General features: G+C 73.3%; 5 protein-coding genes. All 5 read right to left on the reverse strand.

The annotated features are described in order from the left end of the window. Positions 1-227 precede the first annotated feature (227 nt). From ACSYGN_RS07890 to ACSYGN_RS07910, 5 genes are read right to left on the reverse strand one after another with little or no spacing between them, the layout of a single operon-like run. Positions 228-1,070 (reverse strand): thioesterase II family protein, encoded by an 843-nt coding sequence (locus ACSYGN_RS07890; RefSeq protein ID WP_460393289.1) that lies wholly within the window; start codon positions 1,068-1,070, stop codon positions 228-230. After that, the gene (locus ACSYGN_RS07895) at positions 1,067-6,943 is read right to left on the reverse strand and encodes an amino acid adenylation domain-containing protein (RefSeq protein ID WP_460393291.1); all 5,877 of its coding nucleotides are present in this window, start codon (positions 6,941-6,943) and stop codon (positions 1,067-1,069) included. Before ACSYGN_RS07895 ends, ACSYGN_RS07890 begins: the two co-directional genes overlap by 4 nt. After that, the gene (locus tag ACSYGN_RS07900; RefSeq protein WP_460393293.1) at positions 6,940-12,669 is read right to left on the reverse strand and encodes a type I polyketide synthase; all 5,730 of its coding nucleotides are present in this window, start codon (positions 12,667-12,669) and stop codon (positions 6,940-6,942) included. Before ACSYGN_RS07900 ends, ACSYGN_RS07895 begins: the two co-directional genes overlap by 4 nt. Beyond that, positions 12,666-19,238: an amino acid adenylation domain-containing protein gene (locus ACSYGN_RS07905; RefSeq protein ID WP_460393295.1), complete on the reverse strand. Its 6,573-nt coding sequence runs from the start codon at positions 19,236-19,238 to the stop codon at positions 12,666-12,668. Before ACSYGN_RS07905 ends, ACSYGN_RS07900 begins: the two co-directional genes overlap by 4 nt. Continuing rightward, on the reverse strand, positions 19,238-22,318 hold the full coding sequence (locus ACSYGN_RS07910) for a type I polyketide synthase (protein WP_460393297.1): 3,081 nt from the start codon (positions 22,316-22,318) through the stop codon (positions 19,238-19,240). The genes ACSYGN_RS07905 and ACSYGN_RS07910 overlap by 1 nt, the downstream gene beginning before the upstream one ends. Position 22,319: the final 1 nt, after the last annotated feature.

The raw sequence follows: 22,319 nt of genomic DNA on the forward strand, positions 1-22,319 counted from the left end.
AGGACCCGGCCGGCGCCGCGGCCGACGCACAACGGCTGATCGCCGCCGCACTGGCCGACCCACCACGCTCCGGCCTCGCCACCTGGTACGGCCTCCTCGGCGAAATGTGGCTCACAGCAGGCAAGCTGGACGAAGCCGCCGCAGCCCTCGACCGGGCGGACTCGGCCCTCGACGCACACGGCCAGCGCTCCGCCGAGGGCCTGCTGCTCCTGCTGCGGGCGCGGGTCCTAGAAGCCCGCGGCGAACCCGCCGCCACCGTCCGGGCCACCGCCGAACGAGCCCTGGCACTGTCCACCGAGCGCGAAGCCCACCTCTTCGCCCACCGCGCCGACGAGCTGCTGCGGCGTGAGGTGGGCGACGACGAGCCGCACGAGTTCGGAAGCCATTCCGTGGATGAAGAAGTGATCGCCCGGCAGCAGACGAAGGCGTGAGCTGGTCGACTGCCCGCGCCATCCCTCCAGTTCCGAGGGCCGCACCGTGCGGTCGTGGATGCCGCCGAACACCGTGATCGGCACGTCGAGCGGTGGCTCCTCGTGGTACTCGTACGTCTCCAGGACCGCGAAGTCCGCACGGAGCACGGGCATGATCAGCTCCATGAGCTCGTCGTTCTCCAGGACCTCGCGGGGCGTTCCGTTGAACTCGCGCAACCGGGCCTTCAACTCGGCGTCGGAGGCGTTGTGCAGCACCGGCTCGCGGCGTCGGGCGGGGGCTGCGGAAGCCGACACGAACAGGTGGCAGGGCACGGGCCACCCGCGGCGGCGCAGCAGCCGTGCCAGCTCGAACGCCACCAGTCCGCCGAGACTGTGCCCGAAGAGTGCGAAGGGCCGGTCGAGCAGCGGCTCCATCGCGTCCGCCAGCGCACGGACCAGCGGCCGGAGGCGGGAGAAGGGCTGCTCACCGATGCGCATGCCGCGGCCGGGCAGTTCGACGGGACAGACCTCCACGTCGCTCGGTACGAGCTGGTCCCATGTGCGGTACACCGCGGCCGACCCGCCTGCGTACGGCAGGCACACCAAGCGGGTGGCCGCGGCCGGCCGGGGCTGCGGCACCCGGAACCACTGCTGCGTCATTCTTCGTTCCCCTCCGCGCCGGCACCGCTCGCGGTGGCGGGCGCCTCGTCCTCCCGCAGGAGCCGGCACAACTCCTCGATCCGGCGGTCGGGATCGGCCACCACCATCTCCAGCAACCGGCTCCACTGGCGGGTCACCCGGCCGACCAGCCGTGGATCGACGCGTTCGGCGGCGTGCATCCAGATCCCGCGCAGCGCCCCCGCGTCCTCGAGCATGATGAGGCTGAGATCCACCGACCCCGGTTCCATCCCCGGCGGCACGTACACGAATCCCCAGTCGGCGGCGAGCGGTTCCAGCCGGACGTCGCGCAGCACCGCGGCGGGCAGTGGCGCGTTGAGCAGGTTGAACCCCAGGCGGACCCGTTCGCACTGCGCCGCGAACTCGCGGCGCAGGGGTTGCAGCGGCGCGCTCTGGTGGGCGTACGCCTCCAGGATCCGCTCCCGGGCCCGGGCGACCAGCTCGCGGAAGCTGGGATTCCCGCCGAGATCCGCGCGCAGCACCAGCGGGTTCACGAAGAAGCCGATGAGCTGCTCGGTCTCGGGCCGGTCCCGGCCCGCGACGGGGAAGTCGACGGCGAGGTCCCGGCTCCCGGTGTACGCGGCGAGCGAGACGCCGAAGGCGGCCAGGAGCGCCATGAAGAGGGTCGCGCCCTCGCGCTCGGCGAACTCCCGCAGCGCGGCGGTCAGGTCCGGGGACAGTTCGAAGGCGTGGCCCGAGGGGGTCGGCGCCGCCTCGTCCGGGAGCCGGACGTCGTCCAGCCGCGGCGGCGGCGGAAGCTCCGCGAGGGTACGGCGCCAGTACTCGGTGTCCGCGGCCGGCGCGCCGCTCTCGAACGCCTGGCGCTGCCATGCCGCGAAGTCGGCGAACTGGAGCGGAAGGTCCGGAAGTTTCGGCTCCCGCCCGTCGGCGAGGGCCTCGTAGGCGCCGGCCAGGTCCTGCAGCAGCACCCCGTACGACCAGTTGTCGGTGACGGCGTGGTGGACGGTGAGCACCAGGATCCGCTCCTCGTCGCCGAGGGTGGCCAGCCGCCCCCGTACCAGCGGGCCCTCCGCCAGGCGGAAGGGCCGGCTGCTCTCCTCGTCGAGGATGTCCCGGATCGCCCGGCGCGGATCTTCGGACGCGGGGCCCTCCAGCCGGGACCGGGTCAGCGGCCAGGTGCCGGTGGCGTCGACGACCTGTACCAGTCCCGTCGGCCGCGGGACCAGGCGGGTGCGCAGCGATTCGTGCCGCCGCACCACGTGGTCGAAGGCGCGTGCCAGGGCGTCCTCGTCGAGCGGTCCGCGCAGACGCGCGGCGGTCACCACGTTGTGGGCGGGACTCTCGGGGCCGCGCGGGTGGTCGACGCAGAGCCATTCCTGCGCGTACGACAGCGGGAGGTCCCCGCTGCGCTCGGCCGCCGGGATGGGTACGAACGCCGCGCCGCCGCCCTCCGCGTCGCCGTCCGCCAGCCATGCGGCGAGCGCCGCGACGGTCGGGTACTCGAAGATGTCGCGCAGGGACACCTCCCGTCCCAGCCGGGTCCGGATCCGCGAGATCGCCTGAGTGGCGAGCAGCGAGTGGCCGCCCGATTCGAAGAAGTCGTCGTGGACGCTCGCCTCCTCCAGGTGCAGGAGCTGTTCCCAGATCTCGGCGAGGTCCCGCTCCAAGTCGTTGCGCGGCGCCTGGTAGGGCGTGCGCGGATCGGAGCGGACGGCCTGGGGCTCGGGCAGCGCCTTGCGGTCCACCTTGTCGTTGGGGGTGAGGGGCAGCGCGTCGAGGAACACGAACGCGGAGGGGAGCATGTAGTCGGGCAGCTTCTCGCCCAGTGCGGCACGCAGCTGCGGCTGCAGTTTGCGGGCGCGGCGGGACGCGGCACCGTTCACCCACGTGGACAGCGGCCCGGGCGGCACCTCAGCCGCCTGCGGGAAGGCCCACGCCGGAGCCACGGGGTGTCCGTCGCCGCCCAGCCGGCGCAGCACGAGGTCGAACGCGCCGTCCGGGCCGTGCCGGGTCCAGTCCGGTTCGGCCCGGTATCCGGTCTGTTCGGCCAGGGCGGCCAGTTCCTCGGGATCGACGGCGTCCGCGGTCGTGAGCGCCAGGCTCTGCCGCAGGTCGGCGGCCGTGCCACCGGTGCTGTCCAGCCGCTCCAGCAGGTCGGCGAAGGGCCGCACCCGCGCGTTCGGCACGTCCCGGACGGCGATGACGTCCGCGGCGGCCGGGGCGAGCCGCTCCCGCAGGGCCGGGAGGGAGAGCCCGTCGGCATCCCAGTCGAGCGGGGAAAGGGCGGCGGGCGGGGCCTCCGGTTCGGTCGTGAGGATCACGTCGTACCGGAAGCGGGTCAGCTCGTTGTCGTACCCGCCGTGCTTGGGCAGGATCCGCACTCCGGCGATGCCGGGCAGCCGGGCCTGCAACGCCAGGAAGAAGCGCGGGTCGATGACCAGTTCCTCCTCCTCGGCGGCCCGGCGTCGCACGAGCTTGCGCAGCGCGTCGGCGCTCACGTCGGGTGCCGCCTTGTGCAGCTCGACCGAGGCGTGGAACGCCTCCAGCAGCGGAAGGCTGCGGACGTCGCCCACCACGACGGCGCCGCCCGGGGCGAGCCGGGGCAGCGCTCCCGCGATCACCCGGGCCAGGTACTCCTCGTCGGGGAAGTACTGCACCACCGAGTTGAGGAGGACGACGTCGAACTGCTGGTCCGGCAGCCGGTCGAGGCGGTCCGCGGCGCATTCGTGCAGCTGTACGTCGCCGGGGAAGCGATCGGGATCGGCCGCCGCCCGGCGCAGCCGCGCCAGCGCCACAGCCGAGAAGTCGGTGCCCCAGTACCGCTTGCAGTGCGGTGCGACCGCGTGCAGGATCAGGCCGGTGCCGCAGCCCACGTCCAGCACCGACTGCGGCTCGCGGCTCAGCACGCGCTCAGCGGTGCGGTCGACCCAGTCACGCATCTCCTCGGCGGGGATGGGCTCGCCGGTGTAGCTGCTCGTCCAGCCGCGGATGTCGAAGGACGGGTCGACGTCCGCGTCCGGCTCGTCGTACGCCGTGTCCCAGATGTCGCGCCACTGGTCCAGCTCGTCGGAACCCGCGCCGGAATCGGCTCCGGACGGGTCGGCGACCACGTACGCCACCAGGCGCTGGTCGCCCGGTGTGTCCTCGCGTACGGTCACCACCGCCTGCCGGACGGCCGACTGCCGTGCCAGGACCGCCTCGATCTCCCCCAGCTCGATCCGGAAGCCGCGCAGCTTCACCTGATGGTCGATGCGGCCGAGGAATTCGAGGCTGCCGTCGCCGCGCCGGCGGACCAGGTCCCCGGTGCGGTACAGCCGGTTGCCGAGGCCGATGGGGAACGGGTGCGGCACGAACCGCTCGGCGGTGAGCTCCGGGCGGCCGAGATAGCCGCGCGCCAGCCCGCTACCGCCGATGTGCAGCTCCCCGGGAACGCCCGGCGGGACGAGCGCGCCCCGGGCGTCGAGCACGTGCAGTTCGGTGTTGGCGATCGGCTCGCCCAGGAAGACGGTGCCCTCGACGATCCGGGCCACCGCCGACCAGATGGTGGTCTCGGTGGGGCCGTACATGTTCCACAGCTCGCCGCCGTCGCGGCTGAGCCGGCGGGCCAGGTCGGCGGGGAGCGCCTCGCCGCCGCACAGCATGCGGAAGCCGGGGCGCGGCGACCAGCCGGCGTCGAGCAGCAGCCGCCACGTGGACGGAGTGGCCTGCATCAGCGTGGCCCCGGACTCCGACAGCACCGCGCGCAGCCGTCGGCCGTCGGAGGCCGTCTCGCGGTCCGCCAGGATCACCCGCGCACCGGTCGTGAGCGGCAGCAGCAGCTCCAGCATGGAGATGTCGAAGCACAGCGTGGTGACCGCCACCAGGGTGTCGTCCGGGCCGATCCCCGGCCGTTCCCCCATCGACCGGAGGAAGTTGGCGAGCGCGCGGTGCGGGATCTGCACGCCCTTGGGCCTGCCGGTCGAGCCGGAGGTGTAGATGATGTAGGCCAGGTCCTCGCCCTGGCTCTCCACGTCCGGCCGGGTGGCGGGCTCGGCCTCCAGCGCCTCGCCGGCCTCGTCCAGGCAGACGACTTTTACGGCCGGCTCGGGCAGGCCGGCGAGGACAGTGCGCTGGGTGAGCAGGAGCTTGAGCCCGGAGTCCGCCAGCATGAAGGCGAGGCGCTCGCTCGGGTACGCCGGGTCCAGCGGCACGTAGGCGGCGCCGGACTTGAGCGTGCCGAGGACCGCCACCACCATCTCCGGTGTGCGCTCGGTGCAGATCCCGACCAGGTCGCCCCGCCCGACGCCCAGCCGGTGCAGGTGGTGCGCCAACCGGTTGGCCCGCCGGTCGAGTTCGGCGTACGTCAGGGTCTGCTCCCCGCAGCGCAGGGCCTCCGCCTCCGGTGTCGCCCGGGCCCGCTCCTCGAAGGCGTGATGGGCCAGGCGCAGGTCCGGCCAGGCGCGCCGGGTGTCATTGGGCTCCCGGGCCAGCCGGCGCTGCTGCTCCTCGGTGAGCAGGCTCAGCTCGGAGAGGCGGCGGTCGGGTGCGTCGGTGATCTCCTCGACGAGGACGCGCAGCGACGTCGACAGTTGCTCGATGGTGGCGCCGTCGAACAGGTCGGCGTTGTACTCGAACCAGCCGCTCAGCCCGTCCGGCCGGTCGAAGACCTGCAGCTCCAGGTCGAACCGGGCGGTGGCGCTCTCCAGCGTCAGCGGGGTGACCCTCAGCCCGCCCAGGTCCAGCTCCGGCATGTCGATGTTCTGGAAGACGAACGACACCTGGAACAGCGGCGACCGGGAGAGGTCACGCTTGGGGTGCAGCTCCTCCACCAGCCGTTCGAACGGCAGCTCCTGGTGGGCGTAGGCGCCCAGGCAGGTCGCGCGCACCCGCGCCAGGGCCTCGCGGAACGTGGGGTCGCCGGTCAGGTCCGCCCGCAGGGCCAGGGTGTTGACGAAGAACCCGATCAACGGCTCCAGTTCGGGACGGGTCCGGCCCGCGACGGGCGCGCCGATCACCAGGTCGTCCTGGCCGGCGTAGCGCTGGAGCACCACGGCGAACGCGGCCATCAGCGTCATAAAGGGCGTCGCGCCCTCCCGCTGACTCAGCGCGCGCAGCCGCCTCATCAGCGGTCCGGGCAGTTCGAAGGGGACCGATCCGCCGCGTGACGTCTGCACGGGCGGGCGCGGGCGGTCGGTCGGAAGGGCGAGCACCGGCGGGGCGCCGTCGAGCGTCTCCTTCCAGTACGCCAGGTCACCGGCCACGCCCGGGCCGTCCGCCTGACCGCGCTGCCAAGCGGCGTAGTCAGCGTACTGGACGGACAGCTCGGGCAGCGGTGAGCCGCCGCCCGCGCGCAGGACCGGATAGAGGGCGACCAGCTCCCGGACCGCCACCGCCATGGACCAGAGGTCGGCGACGATGTGGTGCATGGTGAGGAGCAGGACGTGCTCCTCGGGAGCCAGCCGGAACACCCTGACCCGCAGGAGCGGGCCCTGCTCCAGCACGAACGGCCGCCGGACCTCCTCACGGGCCAGGCGCCGGACCTCCCGCTCACGGTCGTCGCCGGAGAGGTGGGTGCAGTCGACCACGGCGAAGTCGGCCCGCCCCGTCTCGGCCACCCGCTGTACGGGCTCGCCGTCGACCTCCGTGAAGGTGGTGCGCAACGCCTCGTGGCGCCGCACGATCTCGTCGGTGCAGCGCTGCCACACGTCCAGATCCAGCGGCCCGTTGATCCGCACCGCGGTGGGGACGTTGTAGGCGGCGCTGCCCGGCACCAGCTGCTGCAGGAACCAGAGCCGCTGCTGCGAGAAGGAGACGGGGAACTGGCGCACCCGCGGTCGCCGGGCCCGGCCCAGCCGCTCGGCCAGCAGCTTCCGCTTCTGCTCGGCGGTCATGCCGTCCAGATCAGGCATGCTCATGCCTCGTTCTCCCCTTCCGCGGCAGCTTCCTCCGCGAGGAGCTTCCGCAGCATGGCGTCCACTTCGTCGTCCTGGAGCTCGTCCACGTCGGTCACGTCGCCCACGTCGGTCACGTCGGCCGGCTCGTCGCGTGCCAGCCGCACGATGGGGGCGGGTTCCTCCGCCGCCGTTCCGCCGTCCGAGCCGCCGGCGGCGAGGAGCCGGGCGGTGTTGGCCACGGTCGGCAGGTCGAAGAAGTCACGCAGTGTCAGCTCCACCCCGAAGTGGGCCCGGAGCCGGGTGCCGATCTGCACCGCCGCCAGCGAGTGACCGCCGAGCGCGAAGAAGTCGTCGTGCAGGCCGATCGGATCGACGCCGAGCGCCTCCTGCCAGATGGCCGCGACGGCGGCCTCCGCCTCGGTGCCCGGCGCCACGTACGGGGTGTCCAGGTCGGGACGCGGGTGCGCCGCGGCCGGCGCGGCCGTCTCCAGCTCCGCCGCCAGCCGGGCCGGGTCGATCTCGGCGGCCAGGCGTCGCACGGTGTCCAGGTCCTGCCGGGAGACGACGAGCTGCGCCGGCAGCGGCCGGGCCCGCAGGATGCGGCCGAACAGCTCCGTGCCCTCCTGCGCGGTCATGCCGGTGGCCAGGGCGTGCAGCGCCGCCAGTCCCGCCGGCTCGTGCGCGGCGGGCTCCGGAGCCTCGGGTGCCAGGGCCGCCGCTGCCGACTCGACCTGTTCGCGCATCATCTCGGGCTCGTGGATGCGCTTCATGATGAAGTCACCGAGCCGCACCAGCAGCCGGCCCTCGTCGTCGTAGACGTCGGCGTCGCAGACCAGGGTCTCGCCGGACGTGTCACCGCCCTCCTTGATCCGGATGTGGCAGGCCATCCGCCGGGTCAGGCCGCGTACGAACCGTAGGCTGCCGTACCAGAACGGCAGGTAGTAGCCCTCGGCGGCGTGCACGCGGGACGAACCGCCGACCACGTCCAGCAGCGCGGGGTGCAGCCGGTAGGTGTCGAGGTCGTCGGCGTACTGCTCCGGAAGCTCCAGGACCGCCACCAGGCCCCGGGGGCCGACGTGGATGCGGGTGAGGCAGCGCCAGCGGCCCTGCACGGCGAACCGGATGATCCCGCCCTCGGCGGCGAAGTCCAGCCGGAGCCGGTGCCGCAGCGCCTGCTCGCCCTCGATCACCTCCTCGGCACCGGATTCCTCGAGCAGCTCGGCGACCTCGCGCGGCGTACGCTCCGAGCGTTCGTGCAGCAGCACGGAGCCGGTGGCGTGCTCCTGCCAGTCCTGCGCCGCCCCCGGCACGCGGCTGCGGATCCGGAAGCTCAGGTCGCCGTCCTCGCCGTCCTCGCCGTCCTTGCGGTCCAGGACCGTGTACAGGTCACGCTCCTGCCCGTCGGGGACGATCACCGGCAGATGGAACAGCACGTCACGGAACTCGATCTCGCGTCCCGCCGCCAGGGGCTCCACCGCAGCCCGGACCATCTCCAGGTAAGTGGTACCGGGAACCAGGCCGTGCCCCTGCATCCGGTGCTCGTCGACGATCCAGCTGTCCGAGGTGCGGATCGTGGTCTTGAAGACCTCGGTGCTCTCCGTCCGCTGCAGGCGGCGTTGCAGCAGCGGGTGACCGAAGTCCTCGCCGGTGCCCGCGTCGGCGCCGGGCAGCGCGTGCAGGCCCGCCGCCATGCCGGTCTCACGCCAGGTGTCCCAGGCCACCGCCGTCACCGGCGCGGACCCGTCCGCGGTGCGCCAGGCGGCGAAGGCGTCCAGGAACGCGTTGGCCGCGCAGTAGTCGACCTGGCCGGGCCCGCCGACGACCGCGGTCCGCGACGAGAACAGGATGAAGAAGTCCAGGGGGTCGTGGGAGCACACCGTGTCGAGCACCAGCGTGCCGCGCGTCTTGGCGGCGAGCACGGCCTCGGCGTCGGCGCGGGACTTCCCGGCGAGCAGCCCGCTCGCTGGGGTCCCCGCCGCGTGGACGACGCCGTTGAGCGCGCCGAAACGGGCCCGCAGCTCCTTGACCGCGCGGCTCGTCTGCTCGGCGTCGGTGACGTCGGCGTGGAGCACCACCGGCCGGGCGCCCAGGCTCCGCAGCGCTTCCAGGCGCCGGATCCGGGCGCTGGTCGGGTCGTCGGCGTCGTGCTCGGCGAGCCACTGCGGCCAGGCGTCCTCCGTCGGGAAGGCGCTGCGCCCGAGCAGCCCGATGGCCGGTGCCCGCACGGAGCCGGCCAGGTGCTCGGCGAGCGCGAGACCGATGCCGCCCAGCCCGCCGGTGATGAGGTAGACGCCCTCGTCGCGGAGCCGCCCGCTGTCCGGCTCGCTCTCGCCCTCGCCTTCGTCCAGGGGGACGGGGTCGAACGTCCGCGCCCACCAGTGGCTGCCGCGCCAGGCCAGCGCGCGCTCCGCCGGGGGCGCGCCCACCGCAGCCCGCAGGGCGTCGAGCACCGTCTCGGGCGGCGCGGCCAGGATCTGCCCGGTGAGGTCGAGGACGCGGCAGCCGACGTCCGGCACCTCCTGCGGGATCACCGTGCACGGGCCGAGGACGGTGGCGTTCTCGGGCTGGAGCCGCTCCTTTCCGGTCACATCGAAGACGCCGCGGGTGAGGACGTCGAGCGCGAGGGGCGGGTGCCCGGGCTGCTCGGACAGGGCCTGCGCGAGAGCCAGCAGGCTGTGGAAGCCGGCGTCCTGGGCGCGGTCAAGCCGCGCCCGGTCCAGGTCTTCGGCGGGTTCAGTGGCGAGGCTCCACAGGTGCAGGGCGCGGGCCGGTCGCAGGTCGTCCTCGCCGAGGGCGGCGAAGAGGCGTTCGAAGTCGTCCCGGTCGGCCGGGTCGACGGTGAAGGAACGCTCGCCGTCCCGCGCGAAGCCGTCACCCGCGGACACCCCGACGACGGTGCAGCCGGCGGCCTCCAGGCCCTGCCGCAGCGTCCGGCCCAGGGGCAGCTCCGCGCCGAGCACGAGCCACGGTCCCGACGCGTCGAGGGGCCGGGACGCGGTCGGTGGGAGGCGCCGCCAGCTCGGTGTGTAGGTCCAGGTCGCGGACTCCGCCGGGCTGGCCTCGGCTGAGCCGGGCTGGGCACGGTCCGCCGGACCGGGCTCCACCCAGTACCGCTGCCGCTGGAAGGGGTACGAGGGCAGGCGCACCCGGCGGCGGCTGTCGGCGTCGTGCTGTGCCTCCCAGTCGACCTCCGCACCCCCGGACCACATCGTCCCCACGGCTTCCAGCAGCACCTGCCGGTCGGGGCGCTCCTCGCGGGGCTGGCGCAGTGTGGCGGCCACGACCCGGTCCGGCGTCCACGAGCGGTGCTGCCGGGCGAAGTTCGACAGCGTCTGGCCCGGGCCGACCTCCAGCAGGAGCAGGTCCGGGTCGGCGAGCAGCACCGACAGGTTGTCGGCGAAGCGCACGGCGGAGCGCAGGTGGGTGCCCCAGTACTCGGGGTCGGTGGCCTGGGCGTCCTCGATCCAGGTCCCGCTCACGTTGGAGCTGAAGGGGATCTGCGGGGGGTGCAGCCGGATCTTGCGGATCTCTTCCCGGAAGGGGTGTACCGCCCCCTCCACCAGGGGCGAGTGGAAGGCGTGCGAGGTGTGCAGGCGTCGGCAGCCGATGCCGGACGAGGTGAGCCGCTGCTGCAGGCGTTCGACGGCCTGGACCGGACCGGCGACCACGCTGAGCGAGGCGGAGTTGACGGCTGCGACGCAGAGGTCGTCGTCGAGCAGGGCCTTCGTCTCGTCCTCGGGCAGGAAGACGGCGAGCATCGCCCCGTGCGGGGTCGCCTGGATCAGCCGGCCGCGTGCCGCCACCAGCGCGGTGGCGTCCTCCAGCGTGAACACGCCGGCAACGCAGGCGGCCACGTACTCACCGATGCTGTGACCGGCCATGGCATGCGGTACGAGACCCCACGCCATCAGAGTGCGGGCCAGGGCGTACTCCACGGCGAAGAGGGCGGGCTGGGCGAGCGCCGTCTGCTCCAGGCGTTCCGCGGCCTTCTCGGCCTCCTCCGGCGGCGGGAACAGGGCCGCCCGCAGATCCTCGTCGAGATGCGGGGCGAACAGCGTGAGGCAGCGGTCGAGTTCGGCGCGGAAGACCGGCTCGTCGGCGTACAGCTCGCGGGCCATGCCGGCGTACTGCGTCCCCTGGCCCGGGAAGAGGAAGGCCACCTTCGCGGCCCGGCCCGCCGTGCGCGTCTCGCCGACGCGTGCCGCCTGCCGCAGCCGCCGTACGGCGTCGGCGCGGTCCGCGCAGACCACGGCCCGGCGCTGTTCGAAGGCGCGCCGCCGTGCCGCCAGGGTGAAGGCGACGTCGGCGAGCTCCTCGCCCGGGTTGGTCTCGAGGTGGTCCGCCAGTCGCTGCGCGGCCTGTTCGAGGGCCTGGCTGGTGCGTGCCGAGAGGGTCAGCAGCTGCCAGGGCCGTCCGGGCTCGCCGGGCTGGGGCGCGGGCCCCTCCTCCAGCACCACGTGTGCGTTGGTCCCGCCGATGCCGAACGAGCTCACCCCGGCCCGGCGCGGCACCCCGCCTCGGGGCCAGGGCCGGTGCGTGGTGTTCACGAAGAAGGGGCTGGTCTCCAGGGCAAGCTCCGGATTGGGCCGCTCGAAGTGCAGGCTGGCGGGGATGGCCTCGTTCTTGAGCGCGAGAGTGGCCTTGATCAGCGCGGTCGCCCCGGCGGCGGCGTCGAGGTGGCCGACGTTGCTCTTCACCGACCCGATGGCGCAGTAGCCGCGCGCCTCGGTCTCCTCACGGTAGGCGCGGGTCAGGGCGGCGATCTCGATGGGGTCGCCGAGGACCGTACCGGTCCCATGGGTCTCCACGTAGCCCACCGTCTCCGGCGACACCCCCGCGATCCCCAGCGCCTCGGCGATCACCTCCGCCTGGCCCTCGACGCTCGGCGCGGTGTAGCCGACCTTGAGCGCGCCGTCGTTGTTGACGGCCGAGCCCCGGATCACCGCGTCGACGAGGTCGCCCTGCTCACGCGCGTCGGCGAGCCGGCGCAGCACCACGAGGGCGACGCCGTTGCCGATGACGGTGCCCCCGGCGGCGGCGTCGAACGGACGGCAGTGTCCGTCCGGCGACAGGATGCCGCCCGGTTCGTGCAGATAGCCGTTGCGGAGCGGGACGTTGACGGAGACGCCGCCGGCCAGGGCGATGTCGCACTCCCCGGAGAGCAGGCTCTGGCAGGCGAGGTGGACCGCCACCAGCGAGGTGGAGCAGGCGGTCTGCACCGTGATGCCGGGGCCCTTGAGGCCGAGCTTGTACGAGGCCCGGGTGGCGAGGAAGTCCTTGTCGTTGGCGAGCTGGGTCTGGTACTGGCCGAGGGTCTCGACGACGCCGCGGTTCGCCAGCAGGTTGAAGAGCAGGTAGGTGTTGAGGCTGGCGCCGGCGAAGACGCCGATCCGGCCCGGGAACGCCTGCGGGTCGTACCCGGCCGACTCCAGCGCCTCCCAGGTGCATTCGAGGAACACGCGGTGCTGCGGGTCCATCAGCTCGGCCTCGCGCGGGGACAGCCCGAAGAAGCCGGCGTCGAAGGTGTCGGCCCCCTCCAGGACGCCCTTGGCACGCACGTACCCGGGCTGTGCCAGGAGCGCCGGGCTGACGCCCTGCTCGCGCAGCTTCTCCTCGGAGAAGAAGGAGAGGCACTCCTCACCGGCTGCCAGGTTGTCCCAGAACGCGCCGACGTCGGCCGCCTTGGGGAAGCGCCCCGCCATGCCGATGATGGCCACCTGCGACAGGTCGTCGGTCGAGTCGCTCACGGTCGGTCTCCTTGAATTTCGTTGCGGTTCCGGGAGCGTCGGCCGGCGGCATCACGGCGCGCCGCCATGGCCTCCCGGCGGCCGGCCACCCGCCCGCGGACGTCGGCCATCGGATCGGCGGCCGTGCCCGGGGTGCCGGCCAGATGCTCGGCCAGGGTGCGCACCGTCGGGAACTGGAACAGCTCGACGAGCGTGACGGGACGCCGCAGCTCCGTGGCGAGTGCGCTGCGCAGCTCGGCCACGAGCAGCGAGTGGCCGCCCAGCTCGAAGAAGTTGTCGTTGACGCCCACCTGGTCGACGCCGAGCAACCGGGTCCAGATCTCGGCGATGGTGCGTTCCACCCGGTCCCTGGGCGCCTCGTAGGGCACAGCCAGTTCGGGGCGGGACAGCTCCGGCTCGGGCAGGGCGGCGCGGTCCACCTTGCCGTTGGGTGAGAGCGGGAAGGCGGGCAGGGTGACGAAGGCGGCCGGAACCATGTAGTCCGGCAGCCGCTCCTTCAGGTAGGCGATGAGCTCGCCCGCCGTGGGCGGCTGGTCGGCGGTCAGGTACGCCACGAGCCGGGTGTCGCCGCCCTGTCCGCGGGCGGTGACGATGGCCTCCTGCACGGCGGGATGACCGGCCAGCACCTGCTCGATCTCGCCGAGCTCGATGCGGAACCCGCGGAGTTTCACCTGATGGTCGAGCCGGCCCAGGTATTCGATGGCCCCGTCGTCGCGGAAGCGCGCCAGGTCCCCGGTGCGGTAGATGCGGGCCCCCGGATCCGGGTCGAACGGATGGGCGACGAAACGCTCGGCGGTCAGCTCCGGGCGGTCGAGATACCCGCGGGCCAGGTTGCGGCCGCCGATGCACAGCTCGCCGACGACACCGCTCGGCACCGGCCGCAGCTCCGGATCGAGCACGTACATCTGCGTGTTGGCGATGGCGTGGCCGATGGGTACCGGCCGGGTGTCACCGTCGCGCCGACAGGCCCAGGCGGTGACGTCCACGGCCGCCTCGGTCGGGCCGTACAGGTTGTGCAGCTCGGCCGGCAGGCGGTCGAAGAAGCGCTCCTGGAGCTCCCGGGGCAGCGCCTCGCCGCTGCAGATCACCCGGCGCAGTCCGCGGCAGTCCTTCGCCCCGTCCTCCAGCAGGAAGACATGCAGCATCGCGGGCACGAAGTGCAGCGTGGTGATCCCCTCGCGCTGGACGGTCTCCACCAGGTAGCGGGCGTCCTTGTGCCCCTCCGGGCGGGCCACCACCAGGCAGGCGCCGGTCGTCAGGGGCCAGAAGAACTCCCAGACCGACACGTCGAAGGAGTACGGCGTCTTCTGCAGCACGCGGTCGGAGGCGTCGAGCCGGTAGGCGTCCTGCATCCACAGCAGGCGGTTGCGAATGCCGGCGTGGACGTTCATGACGCCCTTGGGACGCCCAGTGGAGCCGGAGGTGTAGATGACGTAGGCGAGGTCCTCGCCGCCGACGTGGACCTGCGGCCGCTCGCCGGACTCGCGCCCGAGGTCCTCGGCCGCCTCGTCCACACAGAGCACGGCCGCCTCGTGGTCCGGCAGCCCCGGCACCAGGCGGCGCTGCGTCAGCAGCACCGGCACGCGGGCGTCGGCCAGCATGAACTCCAGGCGCGAGCGCGGATAGCCGGGGTCCAGCGGCAGGTAGGCGCCGCCGGCCTTGAGCACGGCGAGCAGTGAGACCACCAGTTCGGTGGAGCGCTCCATGCAGATGCCCACCAGCACGTCCCGGCCCACGCCCAGCCGGCGCAGACGGTGGGCCAGCCGGTTGGCGCGGCGGTCCAGTTCGGCGTAGGTGAGCCGCTCGCCCTCGAAGCGCAGCGCCTCGGCGTGCGGCGTCGCGTCGGCCTGCGCCTCGAAGATCTCGTGGATGAGACCCGCGTCCGGCCACTCCTGAAGGCCGCCGTCGCCCAGGGCCAGCACCTCGCGGCGCTCCGCCTCGTCGAGGATCGGGAGGCCGGCGACGGGCTGGTCGGGCCGGTCGGCCACGGCGGCGAGGAGGCGCTGAAGGTACTGCGCGATGCGGCCGGCGGTGGGTGCGTCGAAGAGGTCGAGGCTGTACTCGAGACGGCCGTGTACGGTGTCGCCCTCCTCGGTCAGCAGCAGTTCGAGGTCGAACTTGGCCGTGCCGCCGTCGGCGGGCATCGGCTCGACGTGCAGCCCGCCGCCGCTCCAGGCCGGGAACGGGACGTTCTGCAGGGCGAATCCGACCTGGAAGATGGGGGTACGCGCCAGGCTGCGCTCCGGCTTGAGCGCCTCGACCAGCCGCTCGAACGGAACGTCCTGGTGCTCGTACGCGTCGAGGCACACCTGCCTCACCCGCCCGAGCAGCTCCCTGAAGCTCGGGTCGCCGGAGAGGTCGGTACGCAGCGCCAGCGTGTTCACGAACAGCCCGATCAGCCCTTCGAGTTCGGGCAGCCGCCGGTTGGCCACCGGCGTGCCGATCACCACGTCGTCGGCGCCGCCGAGGCGGGCGAGCAGGGTCTGGAAGGCGCCGGCCAGGACCATGAACAGCGTGACGCCCTCCTGCCGGCCGAGCGCGCGCAGCCGCCGGACGACGAGCGGGTCGAGCCGAAGCTCCAGCGCGGCACCCCGGTAGCTCTTCTCCGGCGGGCGCGGGCGGGCCAGCGACAGGTTGAGCTCGGCGGGTGCCCCGCGCAGCTGCCGGACCCAGTGGCCGAGGTCGTCCGCGTCGGCCTGCCGGCCGAGCTCCTGCTCCTGCCAGAGGGCGAAGTCCGGGTACTGCACGGAGAGTTCGGGCAGGGGGCTCTGTCGGCCGGCACCGAAGGCGGCGTAGAGGGCGAGCACTTCCCGCAGCAGGACGCCCAGGGACCATTGGTCCGAGACGATGTGGTGCATGGCGAGCAGCACGACGGTCTCCTCGGCGGAGACGCGGAGCAGCTCGAAGCGGAGCAGCGGTCCGTCCGAGAGCTGGAAGGGATGCGCGAAGAAGCTCTCCGCGCGGGCGCGGACCTGCTCCTCGACGCCGTCCTGGGCCGCTGCCTGTCGGGGCACCAGGTCGTGCACCTCCAACTCGGCGGGGACCTCCGGGCGTACGACCAGTCGGGGCTGGCCGTCGCTCTCGGGGAAGACCGCGCGCAGCGCCTCGTGACGCCGCATCACCTCGTCGCAGGCCCGCCGGAACACCGCGGCGTCGAGACGGCCGCGGACACGGAGGGCGGCGGGTATCAGGTAGGCGCGGTTGCCGGGGGAGAGCTGTTCGAGGAACCACAGCCGCCGCTGCGCGAACGCCGGCGGCACGGGCAGGCCGGGGTCGGCACGGCGGGGCACGGTCGGCACCTCGCCCTCGCCCGGTGCCGTACCCGTCGTCGGCTGTGCGCCCCGTTCCCGCAGCCGGTCCGCGAGCGCGGACACCGTGGGGCGCTCGAAGAGCTCCCGCAGGGGCAGTTCCACCCCGAGGACGGACCGCAGGCGGGTGGTGACCTGAGTGGCGAGCAGCGAGTGGCCGCCCAGTACGAAGAAGTCGTCGTCCACTCCCACCTGGTCGACGCCGAGCAGGCCGGCGAAGACGTCGGCGATCGTCTGCTCCAGCGGGTCGGCGGGGGCCCGGTAGGGCGTCCGCAGACCGGCGCGGCCGAACTCCGGCTCCGGTAATGCCGCGCGGTCGATCTTGCCGTTGGGGGTGAGCGGGAACGCGGTCAGGAACACGAACGCCGACGGCACCATGTACTCGGGCAGGCTGTCCCGCAGGAAGGCGGCGACCTCCGAGGACGTCGGCGCCTCGGCACAGGTGGCGACCTCCGAGGACGTCGGCGCCTCGGCACAGGTGAGGTAGGCGACCAGCCTGGTGTCCCCCGCGTGCTCGCGGGCGGTGACGACCGCGGCGCTCACCCCGGGGTGGGCGGTGAGCGCCTGCTCGATCTCCCCGAGCTCGATGCGGAAGCCGCGGACCTTCACCTGGAAGTCGATGCGGCCGAGGAATTCGATGCTGCCGTCACCGCGTCGGCGCACCAGGTCGCCGGTGCGGTAGAGCCGCTCCCCCAGGCCGTTCGGCGCCGGGTGGGCGACGAAGCGATCGGCGGTCAGCTCCGGCCGGTTCAGGTAGCCACGGGCCAGCCCGGCGCCGCCGATGTGCAGCTCGCCCGGCACGCCGGTGGGCACCGGCTGTCCGCGCAGGTCGAGGACGAGCAGTTCGGTGTTCGCGATCGGTTCGCCGAGGGAGATCGGCCCGGTGCCGATCCGAGAGATTGCCGACCAGATGGTGGTCTCGGTGGGGCCGTACATGTTCCAGAGCTCCGCGCCCAGGGGCAGGAGCCGGTCGGCGAGGCTCGCCGGCAGTGCCTCGCCGCCGCACAGCATCCGCAGGTGCTCTCGGCCCGCCCAGCCCGACTCGACCAGCATCCGCCAGGTCGCGGGGGTGGCCTGCATGAGCGTCGCTCCGGCGGCGTCGAGCGCCTCCACCAGCGCCGGGCCGTCGGCGGCCACGTCCCGGGGGACCACCACCACGTGCGCGCCGGCCACCAGGGGCAGCAGAAGCTCCAGGACGGAGATGTCGAACGAGAGGCTGGTGACGGCCAGGAGGACGTCGTCGCGGGTGATGCCCGGGCGCTCCTGCATGGAACGCAGGAAGTTGGCGAGAGCACGGTGGGTGATCTGCACACCCTTCGGTCTACCGGTCGAGCCCGAGGTGTAGATCACGTACGCGAGGTCGCCGGGGCCGGTCTGACCGGCGGGCGCGTGAGCCGGCTCGTCGGCGAGCTCCTCGCCCAGCTCGTCGAGGCAGAGCACGGCGGCGGCGCCGGCGGGCACACTCTCGGCCACGCGGCGCTGGGTGAGCACCACCGGGGCCCGTGAGTCCTGCAGCATGAACTCCAGGCGCGAGCGGGGGTAGACCGGGTCGAGGGGCAGGTAGGCGCCGCCGGCCTTGTGGACGGCCAGCAGGGCGACCACCATGTCGAGCGACCGCTCCAGGCAGAGCGCGACCAGCACGTCCCTGCCCACCCCGAGGCGGCGCAGCCGGTGGGCGAGCTGGTTGGCACGCCGGTCCAACTCCGCGTAGGACAGGGCGTGGTCCGCGAAGCGGACCGCCTCGGCGTTGGGCGCTTCCTGCGCCCGGCGGGCGAACCGCAGGTGAGCGAGGTCGCCCTCGGGCCAGGTACGCCGGGTGTCGCCGCCCGGCGCCGACAACGACCGCCGCTCCTCGTCGCCGAGCAGCGGCAGCGCCCCGACGGGCCGGTCAGGGTCGGCCGCCGCCTCCCGCGCCAGTCGGCACAGGTGGTCCGCCAGCCGGGCGACGGTCGCCTCGTCGAAGAGGTCGCTGTTGTACTCGAAGAGTCCGCTCAGGCCGCCCTCGTCCTCGACGAGTTGCAGCTCCAGGTCGAACCGTGCCGTGCGGCTGCGGACGGTGACGCGGGAGAACTCGAGCCCCGCCACGTGCAGGGTGGGCAGCGGCTGGGTCTGGTGGGCGAAACTGATCTGGACGATCGGCGGCCTGCTGAGATCGCGCGGTGGCTTCAGCTCCTCCACGAGCTTCTCGAACGGCACTTCCTGGTGTGCGTAGGCGCCGAGGCAGGCGTCGCGGACCCGCTCCAGCAGTTCGGCGAAGGTCGGGTCACCGGAGAGATCGGTGCGGATGGGCAGGGTGTTGACGAAGAAGCCGATGAGCCGTTCCAGTTCGGCCCGCTCACGGCCCGCGACCGGGATGCCGACGACCAGGTCGTCCTGTCCGGTGTAGCGGTGCAGCAGCACCTGGAACAGCGCGAGGAGGACCATGAACGGCGTGGCGTCGCGTTTACGGCCGGTGGCGGCCAGGTCGCGTACGAGCTGGGCGGGCAGGTCGAAGTGCCACGAGCCGCCGCGGAAGGACTGTGCCGAAGGACGCGGGTGGTCCAGGGGCAGCTCCAGCACCGGCGGGGCTCCGGCGAGGCGCTCCTTCCAGTAGAGCAGCGCTCCGGCCGAGGCCTGCGGCTGCGCGTTTCGCCGCTCCCACAGGGCGACGTCCCCGTACTGGATCTCCAGCGGGGGCAGCGGGGAGGGACGGCCCTCGGCGAAGGCCGCGTACAGCTCGGCGAACTCCGCGAAGAGGAGGGTCACCGACCAGCCGTCCGAGATGATGTGGTGCAGGACCACGACGAGGAGGTGCTCGTCGTCGGCCGTCCGCAGCAGCCGCATCCGCAGCAGCGGCCCGGCCGTCAGGTCGAACGGTGCCGAGATCTCGGCGGCGATCCTCTCCGTGCAGGCCGCCTCCCGCTCCGCCGCGGGCAGTGCGCGCAGGTCCTCCTCCGGAATCTCCACCGCCAGGTGCGGCGCCACCACCTGCACCGGGCTGTCGTCGCGTTCGGCGAAGACGGTCCGCAGCGACTCGTGCCGGTGGACCAGCTCGGTGACGGCGGCGCGCAGCAGGTCACGGTCGAGGGCACCGCGCACACGCACGGCCGCGGGCACCACGTACGCCGTCGTGCCGGGTGTGAGCCGTTCCAGGAACCACAACCGCTGCTGCATGGCGGAGAGCGGATAGACCTTCTCCCGCGCCTGTGCCGCCAGCCGCTTCGCGAGGAGTTCGCGCTGCTCGGGCGAGAGACTCGCCAGCCGTTCGCGCAGGCTCGCCATCAGCGTCCCTCCTCGAGCAGCGCGCGGGCCTCGGCCTCGGGCAGGCGCTCCAGCTCGGCGAGGAGCGCTTCGGTGTCGTCGGCCGACGCCTCTGCGGTGCCGACCGCAGCGCCGATCTCCGGGGTGCCGGTCTCCGCGGTGCCGATCGCGGTGCCGGTCTCGTCATCCTCCAGCTGTTCGAGGACCTGCTCCGCCACCCGCCGGACCGACGCGCCCTTGAGCAGCGTGACGAGCGGCAGGGTGACCCCGAGCTGTTCCCGGATCTGGTTCCGCAGGCCCGTGGCCATCAGCGAGTCCAGGCCCAGGTCGAGCAGGATCTGGTCGAGCCCCACCTCGACGGTGGGAGCGCCGAGGCGGCGGCGCGGGCCGCTGCCGGACAGGGCCGCCCCGACGCCGCGAGCGAGATGGTCGGCGAGGACGTCGAAGCGCTCGTCCTCCTTCAGCTCCAGCAGCGCCTCGCGGGTGAGCCGCGAACCGTCGGCGGCGGACGCGGCCGTGGTCTCCCCGGCGACCGGCGTGTCCTGCCGGTCGGCCTCGTCACCGGCCGTCGTGGCCACGGTGGCCTCCGGCGCGTCGTACCAGTGGCGCGTCCGGACGAAGGGCGAGGTGGGCACCGGCACCCGCGTGCGCGAGTAGCCCCGGTCGAACCCGGCCCAGTCGACGTCGGTGCCGTGCTCGTACAGCTCGGCGAGCGTGGACAGGACGGTACGCCAGTCGTCCTCGCCGGCCCGGAGACTCGGCGCGGTGAGCAGTTCGTCGCCGGGCCGTTCCGCCCGTATCCGGTCGACGAGGACCGCGTCCGGGCCGATCTCGACGAAGCGGGTGTGCCCGAGGCTTCCCAGCGTCGATACGGCGTCGGCGAACCGGACCGGCCGCTGGACCTGCCGGCACCAGTGCTCGGCGTCGGGGGCCACGTCCCACGGCCAGAGCGCCCCGTCCAGGCCCGAGACGAACGGGATGCGCGGCGGCGACTGGGTGATCTCTCCGGCGACCTGACGCAGCGGCGCGAGGTCTGGCTCGGCCGCAAGTGAGTCGGGCGGAAGCTGCAGGCGGGCCCGCTGCGTCACGAGCCGCAGCGCATCCTCCAGGCTCATCACCCCGGCAGTGCAGGCGGCCGCGATCTCGCCCAGGCCGTGCCCGAACACCACGGTCGGCCGCACGCCCCACGCGCTCCACAGCTCGGTGAGCGCGTACTGCACGGCGAAGATCGCCGGCTGCGCCAGGGCGGGCCGGGCCAGGTGCGCCGCGCCCGGGTCCTCGGGGAACAGGACGTCGAGGAGCGGCACCTCCAGGTCGTCCCGGAGCAGTTCGTGACAGCGGTCCAGTGCCTCCCGGAAGACCGGCGCGCCCTCGTACAGGGCGTGGGCCATGCCGGGACGCTCGGTGCCCTCGTCGCTGTAGAGGAACGCCACCTCGGGCTCGCGCCCGTCGGTAAAGACGCCCCGGTTCGGCGCGGAGCGGTCCAGGACGCCGGCGAGCGCCACGTCGAGTTCGGCCGCCGACCCGCCCACCACCGCAAGGCGGTGCGGGAAGTGGGAGCGCCCGGTGTTGGCGGACCAGCAGTGGTCCGCGACCGGCGCCGCATCCGCGTGCCCCAGCCGGTCGCGGTGCCGCTCCACGAGCAGGCGCAGTCCGGCTTCGCTGCGGGAGGAGAGGGCGAGAACGCTCAGCGGCCGGCGCTCGTCCGCGGTGGCCGACGCCCGGCCGGGGCCCTCCTCGACGAGGAGATGCACGTTGGTCCCGCTCAGGCCGAAGCTGCTGACACCGGCGATACGGCGGCCGTCGCGCGGAGTCCACTCGGTCAGCTCAGTCGGGATGGCGAAGGGAGGCCGGTCGAGGGCGATGTGGGGATTGAGGCGCTCGAAGTGCAGGTGCGGCGGGATCTTGCGGTGACGCAGCGACAGGACCACCTTGATCAGTCCCGCGACCCCGGCGGCCGCCTCGAGATGGCCGAAGTTGGTCTTCACCGAGCCGAGGTGCCACTCGGCCCCCGGTGCCGCCGGGTAGACGTCGGCCAGCGCCTCCACCTCGATGGGGTCGCCGAGAGCGGTGCCGGTGCCGTGTGCCTCAACGTACGACACCTGCCCGGCCTCGACACCGCTCGTCTCCAGGGCGCGGCGCAGCACTTCGCGCTGCGACAGCACGTTGGGGGCGGTGAGGCCGGTGCTGCGGCCGTCCTGGTTGGCGGCACCGCCGCGGATGACGGCGAGGACGTCGTCGCCGTCGGCGACGGCGTCGGAGAGGCGCTTGAGGACCACCATCCCGCAGCCCTCGCCGCGGACGAAGCCGTTCGCCCCGGCGTCGAAGGTCCGGCACCGGCCGTCCGGCGCCATCATGCCGAACTGCGAGAAGCCGACGCCGGCCAGCGGCGAGAGGATGACGTTCACGCCGCCCGCGAGGGCCATGTCGCAGTCGCCGGTCCGCAGGCTCTGGCAGGCGAGGTGAACGGCGACCAGCGAGGAGGAGCAGGCGGTGTCGATCGACACCGCCGGGCCGCGCAGGTCCAGCAGGTATGCGAGGCGGCCCGAGACGATGCTGTGCGCGTTGCCGGTCACCGCGTACGACGTCAGGTCGTCGGGGCGGGAGAACCGCTGGATCCCGTAGTCGTTGCCGATCACGCCGACGAACACACCGGTCCGGCTCCCGGCCAGGTCGGCGTACCCGGCGTTCTCCAGCGCCTCCCAGGCCACCTCCAGCACCAGGCGCTGGCTGGGGTCCATCGCCTCGGCCTCGCGCGGTGAGATGCCGAAGAACGCGGCGTCGAACTCGTCGATCCGGTCGAGGAAGCCACCCCATTTCGTGGTCATCTTCCCGGGGCGGCCCACCTGCGGGTGGTAGAAGGCGCCGGCGTCCCAGCGGTCGGCCGGAACCTCGCTGATGGCGTCGACGCCACCGGCGAGCAGCCGCCAGTACGAGTCGGCGTCGTCCACGCCGCCCGGGAAGCGGCAGCCGACGCTCACCACCGCGATGGGCTCGGTGCGTGGGCGGCGTGCCGCCTCCAGCTCGCGCTGGAGCCGGTCGATGGCGGCGAACGCCCGTTTCAGGGTGGAGGACGACTTGGTGTCGGCCGGCTGACTCATC

It is taken from the genome of Streptomyces sp. YIM S03343, from assembly GCF_054729195.1.